We start from the raw sequence: 18,314 nt of genomic DNA on the forward strand, positions 1-18,314 counted from the left end.
AAATACTCAAAAACAAAAATCTTTTGGTAAAGTACCACTTTTTATTATTGTTCTTAACCCATGTTTTATAATCCAAGGTTTAATAGGATGCTGTTTATCACGTAATTGCTGTAACCACTGAAAAACGAGTTCTTTATCTTCTTTCGTAATATCGTTCATATGATTGGCTACAGATTTTTGAACATATTTAGAAGGGTCATTCATTAAAGGTTCAAGAAGCTGTAAATTGTTCTTAAAGTCACCTTTTAGAGCTCCAATTTTTTTAGCCCAAGGAAGCCTTGGTCTTGTACCTTCAGAAACTAATCTTCTAATGTGGCTGTTTTCGTCATGAATCCACTGTTGCAATATGTCTAGTGTGTCTTCATGGTATGTTTGAAGAAAAGGCCGAATGGCATATTCAGCAGTATTCCTTTTCGTTATTTCATACATGTAAATGTGCCTACTTCTGTTGTATTTTCTGGTCCTAATGTTTTCAGTAATATATGTATGGCTGCATTAAAATCTTTTTGTAAAGCATTGTGTAATTCATCTGCAATTACTTCAATACGATGCTTTAACTCTAAATTTTCAACTTTACATGTTACGGAAGATACAAAGTTTCTTTTAGAGAAAGTAGGATCGTGTTTACAAATAGAATCAGCCATTTTTTCTGCTAATTCTTCGTTAAATAAAAATTTTAACGGAACATATTTACCCATTTTTTCACCTCAGTGGTCAAATGAAAACAATTTTTATTTTTTAATCGACAATCCATAAACTAAAGTCTCACTCGGAGTCGTAATACTAAAACCTGTCGTCTTATAATCAAGTTTCACCGTATCACCAGTGTAGTCTTTCGTGAATGAATCCATTTGTACGATAAGATCTGCATCTTCATATACAACATCATCTGCGTTATATGTATCCCAAATTAAATCGACATCAACGAAAATACTACAAGAGTTTGTCATTGTCCCTCTAATGCGAATGATCTTTTTGTCTTTACGTTCTAATCTATGTATAGCTGCTTTTGCTTCATCAGTAATGCGAATGTTCATTGTATCCCAACCTTTAATTATATTTCTTCTATTATGGCAAAAACAGGAGCAATAGGGAAGCAAAGAGGTTTGCAACAAAAAACGAGCAAACAAATTTGTTTGCTCGTTTCACTTTATTTTAGTTCACATTTATCAAGTGGAATCACTTTTGTTTTTTTCGTAAATTTATATCCTAACCATAGTACTAAGAAGAGTGGTAAACCGATGTAAGAAACGAGTACGCCGTTCCAATCGATTGATTCACCCATAAATGCGCCGTAGTTTTGTCCTAAAATTACGATGATACAAAGTGTAAATGCGAAGATTGGACCGAATGGGAACCATTTTGCTCTATATGGTAAGTCTTTTAAATCTTTGCCTTGTACGGTATATGCTTTACGGAAACGGTAATGACTAATTGCTATTCCAACCCATGCGATAAAGCCAGACATTCCAGATGCGTTTAATAACCAAATGTATACAACACCGTCACCGAATAAAGAAGCAATGAAAGCGATACTACCGACAATTGACGTTACGATTAATGCGTTTACAGGTACACCGCGGCTATCTAATTTGCCTAAGAATTTTGGTGCTTTTCCTTGGCGAGCTAAATCCCAAAGCATACGAGTTGATGCGTACATACCAGAGTTACCAGCAGATAGTACTGCCGTTAAAATAACAGCGTTCATAACAGAGGCAGCAAAGGCAACGCCCGCTTTTTCGAAAATAAGTGTAAATGGACTTACTGTTACATCACTTGCAGCAAGACTTTCAGTTGTATAAGGAATTAATAAACCGATAACGAGAATCGCAAGGATATAGAATAAAAGAATACGCCAAAAGATTGAACGAATTGCTTTTGGGATATTACGTTCTGGATCAGATGTTTCACCAGCAGCTACTCCTAATAATTCAGTTCCTTGGAAGGAGAAACCAGCTGCCATAAATACACCGATAATTGCCATGATACCGCCGTTAAATGGTGCATCTGCAACAGTGAAGTTTTTGAATCCAACAGTTTCGCCCCCCATAATTCCGAAAATCATCATAAAGCCGACAATTAAAAAGATAATAATTGTAACTACTTTAATAAGTGCGAACCAATATTCAGATTCACCAAATCCTTTAACAGATAAATAGTTTAAAAGGAAAATAATAGCTAAACATAATCCGCTCCAAATAAGAGAAGGGGTATCTGGGAACCAAAATTTCATAATTAATGTTACGGCTGCAAGTTCAGCAGCGATCGTAATCGCCCAGTTATACCAATAGTTCCATCCAAGTGCAAAGCCAAGTGATGGATCAACAAATTTTGTTGCATACGTACTAAAAGATCCAGTAACAGGCATGTAAGCTGCGAGTTCAGCTAAGCTTGTCATTAAGAAGTAAACCATAATTCCAATTGCGGCGTATGCAATTAATGCGCCGCCAGGACCAGCTGAATGGATGACACCACCGCTGGCAAGAAATAGTCCGGTACCAATTGTACCGCCGAGAGAAATCATCGTAAGGTGACGCGATTTTAATCCGCGTTTTAATTCACCTTGTCCTTGTGTAGTTTGCGTTTTAGAGGTAGATTGATTTGTTGCGCTATTCATGTTCAACACTCCTTTTCTTGTAGGTTAGGAAGGAGCGGGGGAGAAAAATACAAAAAACCGCCAAAGGAATTTGGCGGAACGTTTCACAAATAACCACCCCATCATACCCTTCCGTTAAGATAGCACCCCACGTTTACACGGTAATTTTGTAAACGTGACAGTTCTGTTCCTTTCGGAGACAGCCCCAGCTCATATTTCCAGAGAAGAAATATAAACTTCGGCAACTTTTCCTTTCAAACGGAGTCGGTGACATTCTCTGTGTCTCGTCCGTTTTACTATTAAAAGTCGCAACCTCTACCTCATCGGATTGATGAGGATTTATATATTGCTAAGATTTTTAATATATGGCAATTGTAATGACTTTCTGAATATATTGCAAGATATTTTGTTAGGAAAAGTCAAAAAATATCGGTTATTGTATAGGAAACGCTTGCAAAACTCCACCCGAACCTACTATTATGTAGCAATAAGCAAAGAAAAAATTGTTATACAAATGTTTCGCAAAAAATATTGAAAAACCCTCTAAATAAAAAGAAAATTCAGAAAAATATAATTCGACATTCATGATAAAGTCATATTATTTGTTATAATCAGAGTAACGTTTAAGCAAAAAGGGGAAATCAAAATGAAATTAGAAACAGAAAGGCTCTATATAGTGCCGTGTACAGAAGAGAGTATTCAAGTCGCTAACGAGCAAGGATATAATAGCGGTCCGCATATTGTAGGGCATGTAGAGAATGTAAAACAAGATGCGGCTTTATTACCATGGGGGGCGTGGTATGTTCTTCGGAAAGAAGATGATAGCGTTTTAGGTGATATTGGGTTTAAAGGGAAACCAAACGAGAATCAAACAGTAGAAATAGGCTATGGATTTATTGAGAAATATTGGAATCAGGGCTATGCAACAGAAGCTGTAAGAGAACTAATCGATTGGGCTTTCAAAACAGGAGAGGTAGAAACAATAATTGCGGAGACACTCCTAGATAACTATAGTTCGATGCGTGTTTTAGAAAAGTTACATATGAAGAGAGTAAATGCTACAGAAACGATGATTAATTGGAAAATAGAAAAATAAAAAATACCGCTCTAAATTGAGCGGTATTTTTTATAGTTATGGTAGCATTTGCTTCTGATCATTCGGATACTCAGCCGTTGATGCGTTAGGACGATTGGAATGATTTCGAACAGCAATGAAAATAGAAATAATAACGACAAGACCAACTGCAACGTAAGAAAGTGAAATAATAGTTGGATCCACTTTAAATGTAGAAAGCAGTGTACGAATATTTGTGAAGATAATAAGACCACCAACTAATATGCCAAGTAAATGGGGCGGAACGATGCGGACTAACCATGCAGCAATTGGAGCTGCGACAATACCGCCGAGCATTAAGGCAAATACCCAAACCCAGCTTACTTGTTCCCAGCCAAGTGAGATGAAGAAGCCAATTGTTGCAGCGAGTGAAACAGGAAATTCACTCGTATCTACAGATCCAATAACTTTTCTAGCTTCATTTCCTCTTGCTAGAAGAACGGGTGTCGTAATCGGCCCCCAACCACCGCCACCAGTTGAATCAACGAATCCAGCGAATAAACCAAGCGGCACAAGTTGTTTGGCAGACATACGCTTATTTGAAGTGACAATTTGTTTTTGAATGATGAATCGTAATAAAATATAAACCCCTAAAGTAAATAAAAATACGGAAATGTACGGTTTGATTATATCTCCAGGCAAATTACTTAAAAAACATGCCCCAACAAATGCGCCGATTGCCCCAGGTAATGTAAGCCTGGAAACTGTATATTTATCAACGTTTCCAAATTTGATATGAGATGCGCCAGAAGCTGCAGTTGTAACGACTTCAGCTAAATGAACCGATGCTGAAGCTACAGCCGGTGCAATACCAAACATTAATAATAGTGAAGTAGACGTTACCCCATACGCCATTCCGAGTGCTCCATCGATCAATTGGGCGAAAAATCCAATAATAGCAAAGACAATTAATTTCTGCATAAATAATCCCCCTGTAATAATAAATGAAAAAGACACTTTTCCCGTATGAGAAAAGTGCCTTTGGTTTTTCCAATCAGCAATAATTAAATTTGTTTCATTATAATACATATTAATCGTATAAATCAACTGGGTTTTAAAGTTTTTGAATTGAATGAAAGAAAAATAAAATATACAATAAAAGGATGGAGAGAAAGGGGAGAAAGACATGTTACGATTTGATCATCTCGTTCACACAGTTCATGGTACACCGGAGGAAGCGGCAAAACAAATGCAGGAACTGGGATTTCATACTGTATTAGGCGGAGAGCATACGAATTGGGGTACTTGGAATAGTTTAAGTTATTTTGATTTATCATATATAGAATTTTTAGCAGTTCAACATGAAGAAAAAGCGAAAGAAGCAGAAAATCCATTAGTACAAGAAACAGTGGTGAAACTACAAAATGGAGAAGGAATGCTACAAATCGCGATCCGAACAGATGCAATTGAGGAGCTAGCAGTTAACTTTAATAAGTACGGCTTACATACGATAGGGCCATTTGAAGGGAAACGTATGAGAAAAGATGGCCGACTTTTAGAATGGAAAATGTTATTCGTTAAGCAAGAAGAGAACGGACCGAAATTACCTTTCTTTATACAGTGGAATGAAACGGACGAAGAAAGAAGAAACGATTTACGTAACAGTGGGACGATTACTGAACATAAAAACAAAGTGCAACAAATTGAAACGATTCATTACGCAGTAAAAAATGTTCGAGAAACAGTACGGAAATGGAAAGAAGTAATGGGACTATCTACAAGCTCAGTTGTGAAAAATGAAAAATGGAATGCTGAGTGTCAAAGTGTATCGTTTGGTGACATTCAAGTACAGTTTTGTGAACCGGTTGGAGAAGGTCTAGTGCAAGAATACATAAAGAATCATGGCGAATATCCATTTGCAGTAGAGTTTAAAGGGGGAAATAAACGAGAGCATGAAGTGTTAGGGAGTTTGTACATATATTAATAGAGGTGAACGTTGTGGAAGAAATGCTTAGAGAGATAGAGAGAATACTAGAATGGCCTCGCATGTTAAAAGCGACTGTTATTTCAAAAGGCTTTTCATTCGATGAGAAATATAAAATTGAATTAAAGAATCAAGAAACCTATTTTGTAAAAGTATGTGATGCTGTTCATTTTGAACGTAAACAAGAAGAATATACGTATATGAAACAATTAGAGTCATTACATATTCCAACACCCAAGTTAATTCATTTCATAATAATTGAGAAATTAAATAAATGTGTTCAAGTATTTGAATGGACCCGAGGTATAAATGGTGAAGAAGGTTTAACGAAGTTATCGGTGGAAGAACAGTATAAGGCAGGAAGAAAAGCGGGGGAAGTATTAAAGAGGATTCACCCAATTGAAAGAGAAAGTGCAAGTAATAAATGGGAAACATCTAGATGGAATAAATACGAAAGATACATAGAGGCACTAACAGATTACGAGGTGAATTTTCTGGATTTGAAGCCAGTATTAACCTTTGTAGAAAATCATAAAGATTTATTGGGAAATCGTCCAATAAGATTTTTACATGATGACTTCCATCCAGCAAATAGCATGATTCATAATAAGGAATTTATCGTTATCGATTTTGGTGGATATGATTTTGGTGATCCAATACACGATTTTTATAACGTAGCGATTTTTACTATAAGAATAAGTAAACCATTTGCGGTTGGACAAGTTCACGGTTATTTCGGAGGCGAACCATCGCTTCATTTTTGGAAACTGTATACATTGTACGTCGCGATGACATTCCCAGCGGATATCGTTTGGACGAATCGAAGTACACCGCATTTAGTAGATGATATGAAGGAAAGATTAAATGGAATTTTAGAAGATCATAATCATTTTTCATCTTATATTCCAAAATGGTATCAATCAAGCGAATTTAATAAATAAAGGAGTAATTTATATGGATAAAATAGCAGTAATTTCAGATATTCACGGTAATATTCAAGCATTAGAATCCGTGTTGAATGATATTAAATTAAGAGGAATCGAGCGCATTATTTGCCTTGGAGATTTAGTAGGAAAAGGACCTCATTCCAGTGAAGCAATTGAAATCATTCGTAAAGAATGTGAAGTAGTCGTAATGGGAAACTGGGATGATTTTATTACAAAGCCGACTGAATTTGAAGCATTGAAATGGCATCAAAAACAATTATCGGAAGAACAAAATGACTATTTAAGAAACTTACCATTTTCAATCGAGTTTTATATGAGTGGGAAATTCATTCGTATGTTTCACGCTTCACCGAGAAGTTTATATGAAAGAATTCAACCACACGCTTCAAGAGAAGAACGTATTAGTATGTTCGAAAATAGTGATCTGACGGAAAATATAGAAGGGGAAAGAAAACCAGATGTCGTTTGTTACGGTGACGTTCACCAAGCATTCGTTCAAAATTTCAGAGGGAAAACGTTATGTAATGCCGGTAGCGTAGGAAACCCACTTGAAATAACACAAGCTTCCTATTTAATATTTGAAGGAACTTACAATGAAAAAGAAGCAGCGAGCTTTTCTATTCAACTTGTACGAGTACCGTATGATATTGAATTAGCTATCAGACTAGCAGAAGAACTCGAAATGCCAGAAATTGAAGAATACAAACAAGAATTACGGACTGCTTTATATCGAGGGTTTAAGGGGAAGTAAGCTAATAATATATCAACGATTTTTCAAATATATCTATCATAACTTAAAATATATCAACGATTTTTTCGAGATATCAGCGATTCGAGAAAGGATATCGATTTACCGACAAATAGTGACATGAATTATTACCTATAATTATATTATGTAAACTAATTATAAAGGGAGATATCATGAACCGAAAACAACGAATCAAAGAAATTGCAGATCATATTGTAAAGCTAAACTTAACCCATCCAATAAGAGTTGGAGTAAGCGGTATTACAGCCTCAGGAAAAACAACATTTGCAAGCGAACTAGCGGAAGAAATAAAAAAACGAGGATTACCAGTAACACGCGCCAGCATTGATGATTTTCATAATCCAAGAGTGATTCGCTATGCAAAAGGAAAAGAATCTGCAAGAGGGTATTATGAAGATGCACACGATTATACAGCTTTCAAAGAAAGATTATTAATGCCTTTAGGACCTAACGGAAATTTACAGTATGAAACGATTTCTCATAACTTAATAACGGATATGCCTGTACATAATGAGCCGCTATTGGCCACGCAAAATATGATATTAATAGTAGATGGAACGTTTCTATTGAAAAAAGACGTTGCGCATTTATTTGATTACAAAATCTTTGTAGATACAAATTTTGAGATTGCGAGAAAACGTGGTGCTAAGCGGGAAACTGAAGCTTTTGGAAGTTATGAAGAAGCAGAGAAGATGTTTTTAAACAGGTATCACGCGGCTTGTAAAATGTATATAGATGAGCATAATCCGAAAGAGTGTGCGAATGTTATATTTAAGAATAGTGATTTAGGAAATCCAGAAGTTATATTTCATGAAAGAGCGTAATACATAATCAGAAATATATGTATAGCCTTTTGTTTATTGTTATAATTAAATTAATTTTATGAAGCAAATAAAAGGGGATAAGACAATAAAAAACGCAAAAAGGGGACAAGAAATATAATGAATGAAGTACTAGAACTAAAAGAAGAACTACTACAAATTAAAAATAACAATTATGCTGTACCAGAAGACGTAGATGCATATCCATATGCGCAGTGGATGCTAGATTATATCGGATCACCTGATGCTGAATTACGTGATGATTTAATTTATAGTACGCTTCACACATGGATTACAAATGATGTATTTAGACAAAAAGAGTTAAGAGGATTAATGTTACAAGCAATTAGTCCTGATTATTTATTTTATAAAATTGGTGAAAAGGGAACAGACTCTGTATTTAAACGTGCATTCTCCGGATTAATTCCACCACTTATTTTATCTGTTCATGAAAGAGAACCGTTGTTATCCGAAGAACAACTGTACAGTGTAGCAGAACAAGTGCTGGAATATGTATATTTAGAAGAAGATGTAAGAGGTTACGTAGAAGGAAAAGGCTGGGCACACTCTACTGCACACGCTGCTGATGCACTAGATGCTTTAGTGCGTACTATACAAAATCGTGAGTTTTCATATGCAATTCTTGCAGCTGTTCGTCAAAAGGTTCGATTAAGTGATTACGTATATGTACACTTTGAAGATGAGAGATTAGTAAAGCCAATTATGTCTTTACGTGACCAAAATCTTTTAACTGAAGAAGAGTGGAGCAACTGGTTACATAGTATAGCAACTGTTGAAGACATCCGACATCCGCAGCATGCTATTTTAGTACAAAATATTAGAACTTTCCTAAGAAGTTTTTATTTCAGAGCTTTAGAGACAGAGGGTAGTACAGCCTTTACAGATGATATATTGGAGACTTTGAAGGGTTTGCGTAGGTATTAAAAATTCGTTTTTCTAACAGAAAAGTACATAAAACCAACACCTCCCAACCATACTAATAAAATGTTTTGGAGGTGAGTTTAATGGACAAAAAAGACTTTGAAAAAGTATATAATGATTATTTACATCAAGGGGAAGAGCAAGCTCAATTTGAAATAGCTCAGGAAGTTACTTCAGAAGCAGAACAAATTGTTGCTGTTCGTAAAAATGATGAAGGTGATTTGATTGCTTTTAAAACAAGTAGCGGGAGAGAGTTAGATTATATGACTGCTCTTAGTGAAGCAAAATCAGGGAAGTTAGCTCATGTGGACGTATTTCATAAGTATGGTAGAGATATTATACGTAGTGAACCTGATGGAATAAAAGAAAATAACTTAGATAATTTACCTTCATTTTAAAGGGTAAACCTCAAGAAGAGAATGTTCATTACGATATTCTCTTCTTTGTTTTGCGAAGTTTTCCTTGCAAATAGACGATTCATTTTTAAAGTGCGATCATACTTTTAAAGAGCTCTCTAAATTTCTCTTTATCTTCTGCTGTAAATGGTTTCGGTCCCTTTGTACGTTTACCACTTTTTCGAACCATTGCACTTAAATATCGTGTTTGTAACAATTGTTCGATGTTATCATTCGTATACTTATAGCCTTTATGGTGTAGAACGATACAGCCTTTTGCTAAAGCGAGCGAAGCAAGACCGTAATCTTGTGTTACGATTAAATCTTCTTTTTTTGCTAACTGCATAATTCGGTAATCTGCAGCATCTGCTCCGGAATCAACATAAATTGTTTCTACACCTTTAGGCTGCTGAGCATTAGAATAATGAGAAAAGCTAGTAACTAGAGTTACAGGAATTTCTGCACTCGTAGCTTCAAAAATAATTACATCTTTTACAGGACAAGCATCTGCATCAACGTAAATTTTCATTTTTACCACTCCTATAAAGTGAAACTTTAATCAGTGGGGGGATTCACCCTCCACTGATTATTAGTTGAACCAATCGGGCATTTACGGGCAGTTAATCTCCCACCTAACTTCTTTGTTACAGCTGAATTTTGAGCTGGGAGTTTTATTGCCCGTTAATGCGGGGTAACTAGGTTCGTGTTGATAATAATGGTAGATTTTTCTTTTGTCAAACGATAGAGCTTTATGTAAAGTTATTTTTCACAAACTAAAATAGCCTCACGCAAACGAGAAATACCTTCCTCAATTTGATCAATATTCACTTTTCCATAAGATAAACGAATATAACCATCTTTCGCACCGAAAATACTACCCGGCATAAACGCGATTTCTTGTTTTAAACTTTGCATAATAAGTTGTTTTTCGTTTATCGGTTCTTTTAGTTTCCCCCATATGTATATACCGCCGGTTGGGTTTGAAAAAGAGATTTTATCGTGAAGTTGCTCGTTTAGGGCGCGAACGATAACGTCTCTTTTTTCTGCTAGTTGTTTTCGTAACGGTACGATATGCGACTGAAATGGTACAGTTTCGAAAAACTGCTGCATAAGCCACTGCGGGAATATGCTCATACCTAATTCCATTTGGTGCCTTGCGTCGGATAACCTTTCTACTACGGATTGCGGAGCGACGAGCCAGCCGACTCGTAATCCTGGCGCAATCATTTTTGATAAAGAATGTACATAAATGACTGTTCCATTTTCATCAATCGATTTTAAAGTAGGGCAAGGTTGTTTCTTTTCTAGCGTAAGTAAACTGGACGGATCATCTTCAACGATTGCAATTCGTAAATCTGCGCAAAGTGATAATAGTTTTTTTCTACGGTTTGGATGAAGCATCGTTCCCGTAGGGTTTTGGAAATTTGGATTTAAAAAGATCATTTTAATACGGTGTTTTCTATATAACTCCTGTACATCATCTGGGTTAATCCCATGTTCATCGACAGGTAATGGGAAAATACGAATACCTGCTGATTGGAATAGAGGCAGGGAATAACAGTGTGAAGGACTTTCGAAAGCAACAGCATCACCTGGATTTAATAAACATTGTACGATCAGGTGAAGTGCTTGCTGTGCGCCAGATGTAATCATAATGGATTGCTCAGTTGCTTCAACTTTTAAATATTCCCTCATATATTTTACAACCGCTTGTCTGAGCGGAAGATAGCCTTGTGGATGATCATAACTTAATGAATGTGTTAACGGTTGTTCTCGTAAAATTGTTTGTAGTTGATCGTGTGGGTAGAGATTACAACCGAGTTCTCCGTTTGCGAAATCAATAATATTTTCATTTTGTTGTACTTCTGCCCGAATATGGCGAAGTAACGGTAAGTTTGGTAAGAACGTACCGCCTTCTACGAAATTTCTCCAGTTCGGCGTTAATGTTGGAGAAACGCCCCACATATGTGTACTTACACGTGTACCTTTACCAGTCGTACTTTCTACAATTCCCATAGCACGTAGTTCGTTATAAGCAGTCGTTACTGTACTTCGGTTTACATTTAACTGTGTAGCTAATTTTCGTTCGGAAGGTAGGAAGCTTCCTGGAGGAAGTTCTCCGTATGTAATACGTTTTTCAATAAAGTCAACAACTTGCTGATAAATGGGGATTTTACTGTCGTTATCTAGCTTCCATTCCATACAAACGCCTCCGCATCTCTTATATACATTCAGTATAACAAATTGGCTGGGTAAAAAAACAGCCAATTGGACGGTGTTATATCCAGCCAATTTTACTATGCTAAATATGGAAGGGGAGATTCGGATGAAACGATGGCAAATGGAATGGCTCCTAGTATCTGTTGCATTAGTATGGGGAGCAAATTATACAATAGGAAAGTATGGCGTGGCATATATGTCATCCATTCAATTTAATAGTTTACGATTTTTAGTAGCGTCACCGGTATTATTACTTATTACTTTTATGATGGAACGCTCATTACGTATTGAAAGAAAAGATTGGTTACGATTAGTAGCAGTCGGCATCGTTGGAACGACAATGTATCAAACGATGTTTATGCTATCTGTGAAATATACTTCAGCAACGAACGCTTCATTATTAATTGCAATGTCACCTATTTTTACAGGGATATTAGCAGTATTGCACAAACAAGAACGTTTTTCGATGAAAGTACAAATTGGTTCAATCGTAGCCTTTATTGGTGCAGCATTCGTTTTATTAACAGGACATACAGGAGGAGCTACTTACGAGTATGCGTGGCTCGGAAATGTAATTGGATTAGTCGCAGCAATTGCGTGGGGATGGTATCCAATATTAGCGCAACCTCTTATTACAAAATACTCCGCAATGAGAGTCACATCATGGTCTACTTTAATTGGAATTGTACCGCTAGTTATATACTGTTTATTCAACGTAAATTCTTTAACGTGGCCAGTAGATACGCCAAGCTGGGGATCGCTTGCATATTCAATCATCTTTGCGACCATCTTCGGACTTGCAATGTGGTATGTCGGTATTAGTAAAATAGGCTCAACGAAAGTAATGGTTTATATGTATCTTGTGCCATTGTTTGCAGTGATCTTTGCGGCAGTAACCATTGGAGAGCAAATTAATTTGATGCAACTCGTTGGCGGACTTATTATTTTTATCGGCTTATATGTTGTAAAAAAAGGTGGAATGAAAAAGCCTGCTCTCAATTTGAAAAAAGTAAGTTAACAGTAAAAAGGATCTCTTTCATATAGAAGGAGATCCTTTTTGTTTTTGTAATAAAAGCGCTTGTTCAACGGCCCATTTTTGATGATCGTGTATGAGAAGCTCTATAGCATGCAATGGAGACATCCACCTTAGAACATGATCCTCCTCACAGTTTTCAGTTTGTTTCTGCACCATATTCGCAATATAAAAAAATCCATCGTTTAAATAATATATATCTTCCTTTTCTGCATAAAAATATCGAGCCGCATTACCGATATACTGATCAATTTTAATTGCCCATCCTAATTCCTCTAGTAGTTCACGGTGCAAACATTCTTCTTTTGTTTCATTACCTTCCATACCGCCACCAGGTAAAAAGTAACGGTCTCCTTTTTGGATAACAGCAATCTTTGAAGAAGATGATTGAAAAATAATCGCATAACAACTAGGCCTTAATGTATAATGAACGTTAATTTTTTTAGAGCCAAATGTGAGTTTTGAAATCATAAAACACGACCTTTCTCTATAAAATACATAAAAGGAATATTAAGGTAAACGTAGAATTGTATAAGTATAATCTTAACAGATTGGAGTGATAACAACATGATAAATCGAAAATGTTCAAGATGTAAAGAAATAACAGGTACGATGCACGGTGGTAAAAAAATTAAGGAAGAATTTCTATGTGAAGACTGTTTGCAAAAAGGAATTGAGAGCGGGGAAATCGAATTATCACAAGTGGAACAAGAAAAAACCTCGTATCTTTCTATAAAGATATTAAAAATAACGAGTGTTATTTATTTAATAGTATCAATTATAACTGCTTTTTCTGCTGGAGCATTTATACAAGATCCAGGGCTTGGTGGAATATCTTTTTCAATAACAGGTACAGTTGGTGTTATGATAATTGGATCTATATTCCAGTCTGTTCTTGTATTTTGCGGGATATGGGTATTCATCCTATTAGTAGAAACAGTCATTAAAATTTATGAAAAAATGAAGTGAGTGAGAGGGAGAAACATATGCGAGTAAGAAATATCCAAGGGGAAGATTATGTAAAGATTCATTCAGTTTTAAATGATTGGTGGGGCGGGAGAGACATGGTTGCCATGTTGCCAAAACTGTTTTTTGTTCACTTTCAAGAAACGAGTTTTATCATTGAAGAAGAGGGTGAAACGTTAGGTTTCTTATGCGGATTTTTTTCACAAACATATAAAGATGAAGCATACGTTCATTTTATCGGTGTAAATCCGAAGTATAGAAGAAGAGGAATCGCATCGACATTGTATTCTTATTTCTTTGATGTCGCTCGTGCAAATAATCGTAAAGTTGTAAAAGCAATTACGTCACCAACTAATAAAAAGTCGATACAGTTTCATCAAGAAATCGGTTTTCGAATTGAGGCTGGGGATGATGAGGTAGAGGGTGTATCGGTACATACAAATTATGATGGGAATGGCGGGAGTAGAGTTTTATTTTTGAAACATGTGTAGATAAAAGGGGAATGATTGCATGGATATGCAGCAACGGAGAATGTTAGTAGCAGGAATCGTTTTAGCAGTAGTGTTAGGGGTAGGCTATTTTTCGACAAACGTATTACAAACTTTCTCAATCGTATGTTTAGCAGTAGCGATTGTATTTGGGGTTATAGGGAGCATACAAAAGAAACGTCAAAACAAGAATTAAAAATTTGAAAATTTTATGATCCCTTAAAATTTCTCGTTTTAGGGTATTTGTTTTTCTTAGCTTAATGGCGATTGGATTGTATCACAAATTCTATTAAATTAAGTTTATATCAAAACACCATTCTTGCCCTGTTGTTGCAGACATAATGATATCTTTTTTTATTTTGTTAATTTGATAGAAGTGAGTGGGATGTCAAAAGCAATTTCTATAAAATAATTTCATCAAAAGAAGGGGATTTATATGCATTTTGAAAGAGATAGATATTTTTTGGAGATGGCATTGGAAGAAGCAGAAAAGGCATTAAAAGAAAACACATATCCAGTAGGAGCAGTTATTGTTGATGGAAATAATAATGTCATTGCAAGAGGAAGAAATAGAGTGCATCCACAAAAAGACATAACAGCTCACGCAGAGATAGACGCTATTCGCAATGCAGGGGAAGCAATGTTTGATGCAAAAATAAAAAATGAGAAGTTTACTATTTATAGCACGTTGGAACCGTGTCCAATGTGTACAGGTGGTATTTTATTCGCAAAAATACAGAGAGTAGTCTGGTTACTAAATGATGACTTAGGTTTTGGTGGATATAAAAAGATAAAAAATGCTTTAGTTTTCGAAGGGAAATTTAATAAAATCGACATAGTGGAAGAACCATTTGAAGACTTAAAAACAAGACAAAAAGAACTTATGAGACAATGGGAGCTAAATCCCAATAATATTATTAATTTGCGTAGGGCTATAAAAAAATAGTTGTTTCTTTCAATTAAATCGGGATACTGCCACATTACCATCAATTTAAAAAATATAGTGAAATTATATCGATTTAACAATAGAATATGGAAGAATCTATTACGAATAGAAAGCCGTCCTAAAAGTATTCTAGGATGGTTCTTTTTGTTGTGAGGAGATAAAGAGTATGGAGAATAAACAGAGTAGAAATGAGTATGTAAGACGCATACATAAGGTTCAAGATTATATAGAATCAAACATAGACAGTTCATTATCCATTGAAGAGCTAGCTGATATAGCAGGATTTTCGAAGTATCATTTTCATCGGATTTTTAAAGGAATAGTTGATGAGCCATTATCTCGGTATGTGAATCGCTTGAAACTAGAAAGGGCAACACATCTACTTACATATCGCGCAGACATGACGATTACAGATATTGCGTATCACTTCGGATTCACAGATTCAGCAGTTTTTTCCCGAACATTTAAAAGTCATTACGGTGTAAGTCCGTCTCAATATCGAAACGATAATAGCAAGAATTGCAAAGACGTAAGGGGAATTCCTCAATACAATGAATGTAAGAAGGTTCGAGGAAATGTTGAAATTGTAACAGCGGACGATATAAACGTCGCATACATAAGACATACAGGTACATATAAAGAGTTAGCTATAGCTTTTCCAGAAATGATAGAAAAATTATTTCGTTACGCGGCGAAGAAAAACTATCATGTATTTGAGGATACGAAAGTATTAACCATTTACCACGATCATCATGAATTTACTGAGGACTATCATTTAAGAACAAGTCTATGTGTAACAATTTCAGATGAATCCACAGTAGAAACGAACGACGTTGGAATAATGGTAATACCTTCTGGAAAATATGCAGTAGGACATTTTGAAATATTCCAAGATGAATATAAAGGAGCATGGGATTTCTTATACGGTGAATGGCTGCCAAATAGCGGATATAAACCGAGAGACTCGTATCCTTTTGAAGTATATAGAAATAATCCAAAGCAGCATCCAAAGCATAAACATATAGTTGATATATATGTACCTATCGAACCTTTTTAATCATAGGTTAAAGGGGAAAGAATAATGAAAACTGCTGAAAAGTTAGATCAGATTATAAAAGAAGAATATGAAAATATGAATGGTATGTTAGTAGTGCGGAAAGGTAATGTTATTTTTGAAAAATATTATAACGATTACGGACAAAATGATACATTTCATGTAGCGTCAGTTACAAAAACGATAATCTCTGCGCTAATTGGAATATGTATAGATAAGGGCTATATAAAAAGTGTTGATCAAAAAGTAATAGAGTTTTTCCCTGAATATAAAGTAAAGTCATCTGAAGTAACAGTGCGACACCTACTTACAATGACAGCTCCATACCCTTTTGTAGACTGGCAGGAACCGTTAGAAGAATTATGTACACAACCAGACTGGGTACAGTATACACTTCATAGAATGGGGAACGGTGGAGAGATTGGAGCTTTTAAATATTCATCTGCAGGAGCGCATGTACTATCAGCAATGATTACGAATGCAACAGGGAAAAGTGCACGTGAATTTGCGAATGAGTACTTATTTCAACCACTCGGCATGAGCGAAATTCCAAACTACAATATGAAAGCATTTGGATTCGATGACTTATTCGGAAAAGATGTGAAAGGATGGGTTCACGATCCAAACGGTATTTCGACGGGCGGCTGGGGACTAACGTTAACGGTTAGGGATATAGCTAAGTTTGGACAGCTGTATTTGAATGAAGGTATTCATAATGGAAAACAAATACTATCAAAATCATGGATAAAAGAATCAATAGCGATGAATTCAAATCAATATGGTTACTTATGGTGGTTACGAGAAGAAGAGGGTGTCTATTCGTATTGTGCAATGGGTGATGGTGGGAATATGATTTGTTGTATTCCAGAGAAGGAATTGGTGGTGGTGATGGCTTCTGAAGTTGTGCCAGAAATAAAGGATAGATGGAGATTAATCAAAGAGTATATACTTTTAAAAGAGTAATGGTGAACTTGTAGAAAAATTTAAACGCTCCCCGTAACTTTCCTCAATAAAAAATCGTTAAACATTAGGAAGGGTTATTAATCACGAATGGGGGAGAACCATGAAAATTCTAATTCTAGGCGGTACACGATTTTTAGGAAGAGCATTTGTAGATGAGGCTTTACAGAGAGGGCATGAAATTACGTTATTTAACCGAGGAACAAACAAAGAAATTTTTTCTAATGTGGAGCAGTTAACCGGTGACAGAAATAACGATGTATCAAGTTTAAAAAATCGAACGTGGGATGTTGTCATAGACACATGTGGATTTTCTCCACATCATATTAGGAATGTTGGAGAAGTGCTTAAAGATAATATTGAACACTATATATTCATCTCAAGCCTTTCCGTATATAAAGATTGGATTCCGCATGACATAAAAGAAGACTATATATTACAACCTGAACCGACGGAAGAGCAAATAAAGGCTGTAGAGAATGGTGAAATATCTCCTTATGAGCATTATGGTGCGCTGAAAGTATTATGCGAAAAAGAAGCAGAGAAGTATTGGCCGGGGCGTGTTTTACACGTAAGAGCAGGACTTCTTTCAGGAATGTTCGATTATACAGATCGACTTCCATACTGGATTCAGCGTGTAGCAAAAGGAGGTAACGTGTTAGTTCCAGGAAGAAAAAATCGTCCAGTGCAGATAGTTGATATAAAAGATGTCGCGAGATTTGGACTCAACATGGCAGAAAATAATAAAGCAGGTACATTCAATATAACAGGTCCGAATGATGAATTGACGATGGAAGAGCTGTTAAATACGTGTAAAAAAGTTACGAATAGCGATGCTGAATTTGTTTGGGTAGACGAATCGTTTATGAGTGAACACAATGTGCAGCCTTGGACAGAAATGCCTTTGTGGATTCCAGAAACTTTCCCATTAGATGGTGAGACGAAGCCGTGGAGAGGCGGGTTTTCTATTTGTATCGAAAGTGCGGTTAATGAAGGGCTTACTTTTAGAAGAATAGACGAGACAGTTACAGATGTGTATGAGTGGATGGAGAGTACGGAAGAATGGGAATTAAAAGCAGGTATTTCAGGCGAGAGGGAGAAGGAATTGTTAGAAAGATGGTATCAATAAATTTAGCGGA

At 35.8% G+C, this 18,314-nt stretch carries 21 protein-coding genes, 1 pseudogene and 1 riboswitch; of the genes and pseudogenes, 15 read left to right on the forward strand and 7 right to left on the reverse strand.

Translation table 11 applies throughout. From position 1 onward, the window contains the following. Positions 1-6: 6 nt before the first annotated feature. The 3 genes and pseudogenes from QCI79_RS25255 to QCI79_RS25265 form a co-directional block, all read right to left on the reverse strand. Positions 7-698, reverse strand: a pseudogene (locus QCI79_RS25255) (DNA alkylation repair protein). Between the two features lie 33 nt (positions 699-731). Next, complete coding sequence (locus QCI79_RS25260; protein ID WP_001026196.1) at positions 732-1,037, reverse strand: iron-sulfur cluster biosynthesis family protein; 306 nt, start codon at positions 1,035-1,037, stop codon at positions 732-734. Between the two features lie 113 nt (positions 1,038-1,150). Further along, complete coding sequence (locus tag QCI79_RS25265) at positions 1,151-2,617, reverse strand: amino acid permease (protein ID WP_001083389.1); 1,467 nt, start codon at positions 2,615-2,617, stop codon at positions 1,151-1,153. A gap of 112 nt (positions 2,618-2,729) precedes the next feature. Next, a riboswitch (Lysine riboswitch) is annotated at positions 2,730-2,922 on the reverse strand. Between the two features lie 320 nt (positions 2,923-3,242). Here QCI79_RS25265 and QCI79_RS25270 point away from each other — a divergent pair. After that, positions 3,243-3,692: a GNAT family N-acetyltransferase gene (locus tag QCI79_RS25270; protein WP_000764631.1), complete on the forward strand. Its 450-nt coding sequence runs from the start codon at positions 3,243-3,245 to the stop codon at positions 3,690-3,692. A gap of 36 nt (positions 3,693-3,728) precedes the next feature. On the opposite strand, the gene QCI79_RS25275 is transcribed toward QCI79_RS25270, so the two are convergent. Beyond that, positions 3,729-4,631, reverse strand: coding sequence for a sulfite exporter TauE/SafE family protein (locus QCI79_RS25275; RefSeq protein WP_001170734.1), 903 nt, complete (start codon positions 4,629-4,631; stop codon positions 3,729-3,731). 205 nt (positions 4,632-4,836) lie between these two features. Here QCI79_RS25275 and QCI79_RS25280 point away from each other — a divergent pair, with 205 nt between their 5' ends. From QCI79_RS25280 to QCI79_RS25305, 6 genes are all read left to right on the forward strand, one after another. Further along, entirely contained in the window at positions 4,837-5,634 is a 798-nt protein-coding gene (locus QCI79_RS25280; protein WP_000943371.1) for a VOC family protein, read from the forward strand. Between the two features lie 14 nt (positions 5,635-5,648). Beyond that, a complete protein-coding gene (locus tag QCI79_RS25285) occupies positions 5,649-6,575 on the forward strand; it encodes an aminoglycoside phosphotransferase family protein (RefSeq protein ID WP_000392080.1) in 927 nt (308 codons plus the stop codon). A gap of 13 nt (positions 6,576-6,588) precedes the next feature. Then, complete coding sequence (locus QCI79_RS25290) at positions 6,589-7,332, forward strand: metallophosphoesterase family protein (RefSeq protein ID WP_000357653.1); 744 nt, start codon at positions 6,589-6,591, stop codon at positions 7,330-7,332. 170 nt (positions 7,333-7,502) lie between these two features. Then, entirely contained in the window at positions 7,503-8,174 is a 672-nt protein-coding gene (locus QCI79_RS25295) for a nucleoside/nucleotide kinase family protein (protein WP_001080555.1), read from the forward strand. A 117-nt stretch (positions 8,175-8,291) separates the two neighbouring features. After that, complete coding sequence (locus tag QCI79_RS25300) at positions 8,292-9,116, forward strand: DUF2785 domain-containing protein (protein ID WP_001006669.1); 825 nt, start codon at positions 8,292-8,294, stop codon at positions 9,114-9,116. An 80-nt stretch (positions 9,117-9,196) separates the two neighbouring features. Then, positions 9,197-9,511, forward strand: coding sequence for a DUF3892 domain-containing protein (locus QCI79_RS25305; RefSeq protein ID WP_021727845.1), 315 nt, complete (start codon positions 9,197-9,199; stop codon positions 9,509-9,511). An 85-nt stretch (positions 9,512-9,596) separates the two neighbouring features. Here QCI79_RS25305 and QCI79_RS25310 read toward each other — a convergent pair whose 3' ends face one another. Both QCI79_RS25310 and pdxR read right to left on the reverse strand, forming a co-directional pair. Beyond that, positions 9,597-10,037, reverse strand: coding sequence for a YaiI/YqxD family protein (locus tag QCI79_RS25310; RefSeq protein ID WP_000708774.1), 441 nt, complete (start codon positions 10,035-10,037; stop codon positions 9,597-9,599). Between the two features lie 230 nt (positions 10,038-10,267). After that, entirely contained in the window at positions 10,268-11,710 is a 1,443-nt protein-coding gene (gene pdxR, locus QCI79_RS25315; RefSeq protein ID WP_000454903.1) for a MocR-like pyridoxine biosynthesis transcription factor PdxR, read from the reverse strand. A gap of 124 nt (positions 11,711-11,834) precedes the next feature. Here pdxR and QCI79_RS25320 point away from each other — a divergent pair, with 124 nt between their 5' ends. After that, positions 11,835-12,746: a DMT family transporter gene (locus tag QCI79_RS25320; RefSeq protein ID WP_000832987.1), complete on the forward strand. Its 912-nt coding sequence runs from the start codon at positions 11,835-11,837 to the stop codon at positions 12,744-12,746. A gap of 18 nt (positions 12,747-12,764) precedes the next feature. Here the strand turns inward: QCI79_RS25320 and QCI79_RS25325 are convergent, their stop codons facing one another. Further along, positions 12,765-13,232, reverse strand: coding sequence for an NUDIX hydrolase (locus QCI79_RS25325; protein ID WP_000623999.1), 468 nt, complete (start codon positions 13,230-13,232; stop codon positions 12,765-12,767). A gap of 96 nt (positions 13,233-13,328) precedes the next feature. Between QCI79_RS25325 and QCI79_RS25330 the strand changes: the two genes are divergently transcribed. The 7 genes from QCI79_RS25330 (at position 13,329) to QCI79_RS25360 (ending at position 18,304) form a co-directional block, all read left to right on the forward strand. After that, positions 13,329-13,730, forward strand: coding sequence for a DUF3980 domain-containing protein (locus QCI79_RS25330; protein WP_000610500.1), 402 nt, complete (start codon positions 13,329-13,331; stop codon positions 13,728-13,730). A gap of 17 nt (positions 13,731-13,747) precedes the next feature. Next, on the forward strand, positions 13,748-14,218 hold the full coding sequence (locus QCI79_RS25335; protein WP_001266063.1) for a GNAT family N-acetyltransferase: 471 nt from the start codon (positions 13,748-13,750) through the stop codon (positions 14,216-14,218). A gap of 19 nt (positions 14,219-14,237) precedes the next feature. Further along, complete coding sequence (locus QCI79_RS25340) at positions 14,238-14,411, forward strand: hypothetical protein (protein ID WP_000367555.1); 174 nt, start codon at positions 14,238-14,240, stop codon at positions 14,409-14,411. A gap of 240 nt (positions 14,412-14,651) precedes the next feature. After that, complete coding sequence (locus QCI79_RS25345; protein WP_000545359.1) at positions 14,652-15,161, forward strand: nucleoside deaminase; 510 nt, start codon at positions 14,652-14,654, stop codon at positions 15,159-15,161. A 166-nt stretch (positions 15,162-15,327) separates the two neighbouring features. After that, the gene (locus QCI79_RS25350) at positions 15,328-16,218 is read left to right on the forward strand and encodes an AraC family transcriptional regulator (protein WP_000428669.1); all 891 of its coding nucleotides are present in this window, start codon (positions 15,328-15,330) and stop codon (positions 16,216-16,218) included. A gap of 24 nt (positions 16,219-16,242) precedes the next feature. Further along, entirely contained in the window at positions 16,243-17,178 is a 936-nt protein-coding gene (locus tag QCI79_RS25355; RefSeq protein ID WP_000844658.1) for a serine hydrolase domain-containing protein, read from the forward strand. Positions 17,179-17,278: 100 nt separating this feature from the next. Further along, on the forward strand, positions 17,279-18,304 hold the full coding sequence (locus QCI79_RS25360) for an SDR family oxidoreductase (protein WP_000697694.1): 1,026 nt from the start codon (positions 17,279-17,281) through the stop codon (positions 18,302-18,304). Positions 18,305-18,314 lie beyond the last annotated feature (10 nt).

The sequence above is a fragment of the Bacillus cereus group sp. MG1 genome, from assembly GCF_040460035.1.
Taxonomy (GTDB): domain Bacteria; phylum Bacillota; class Bacilli; order Bacillales; family Bacillaceae_G; genus Bacillus_A; species Bacillus_A cereus.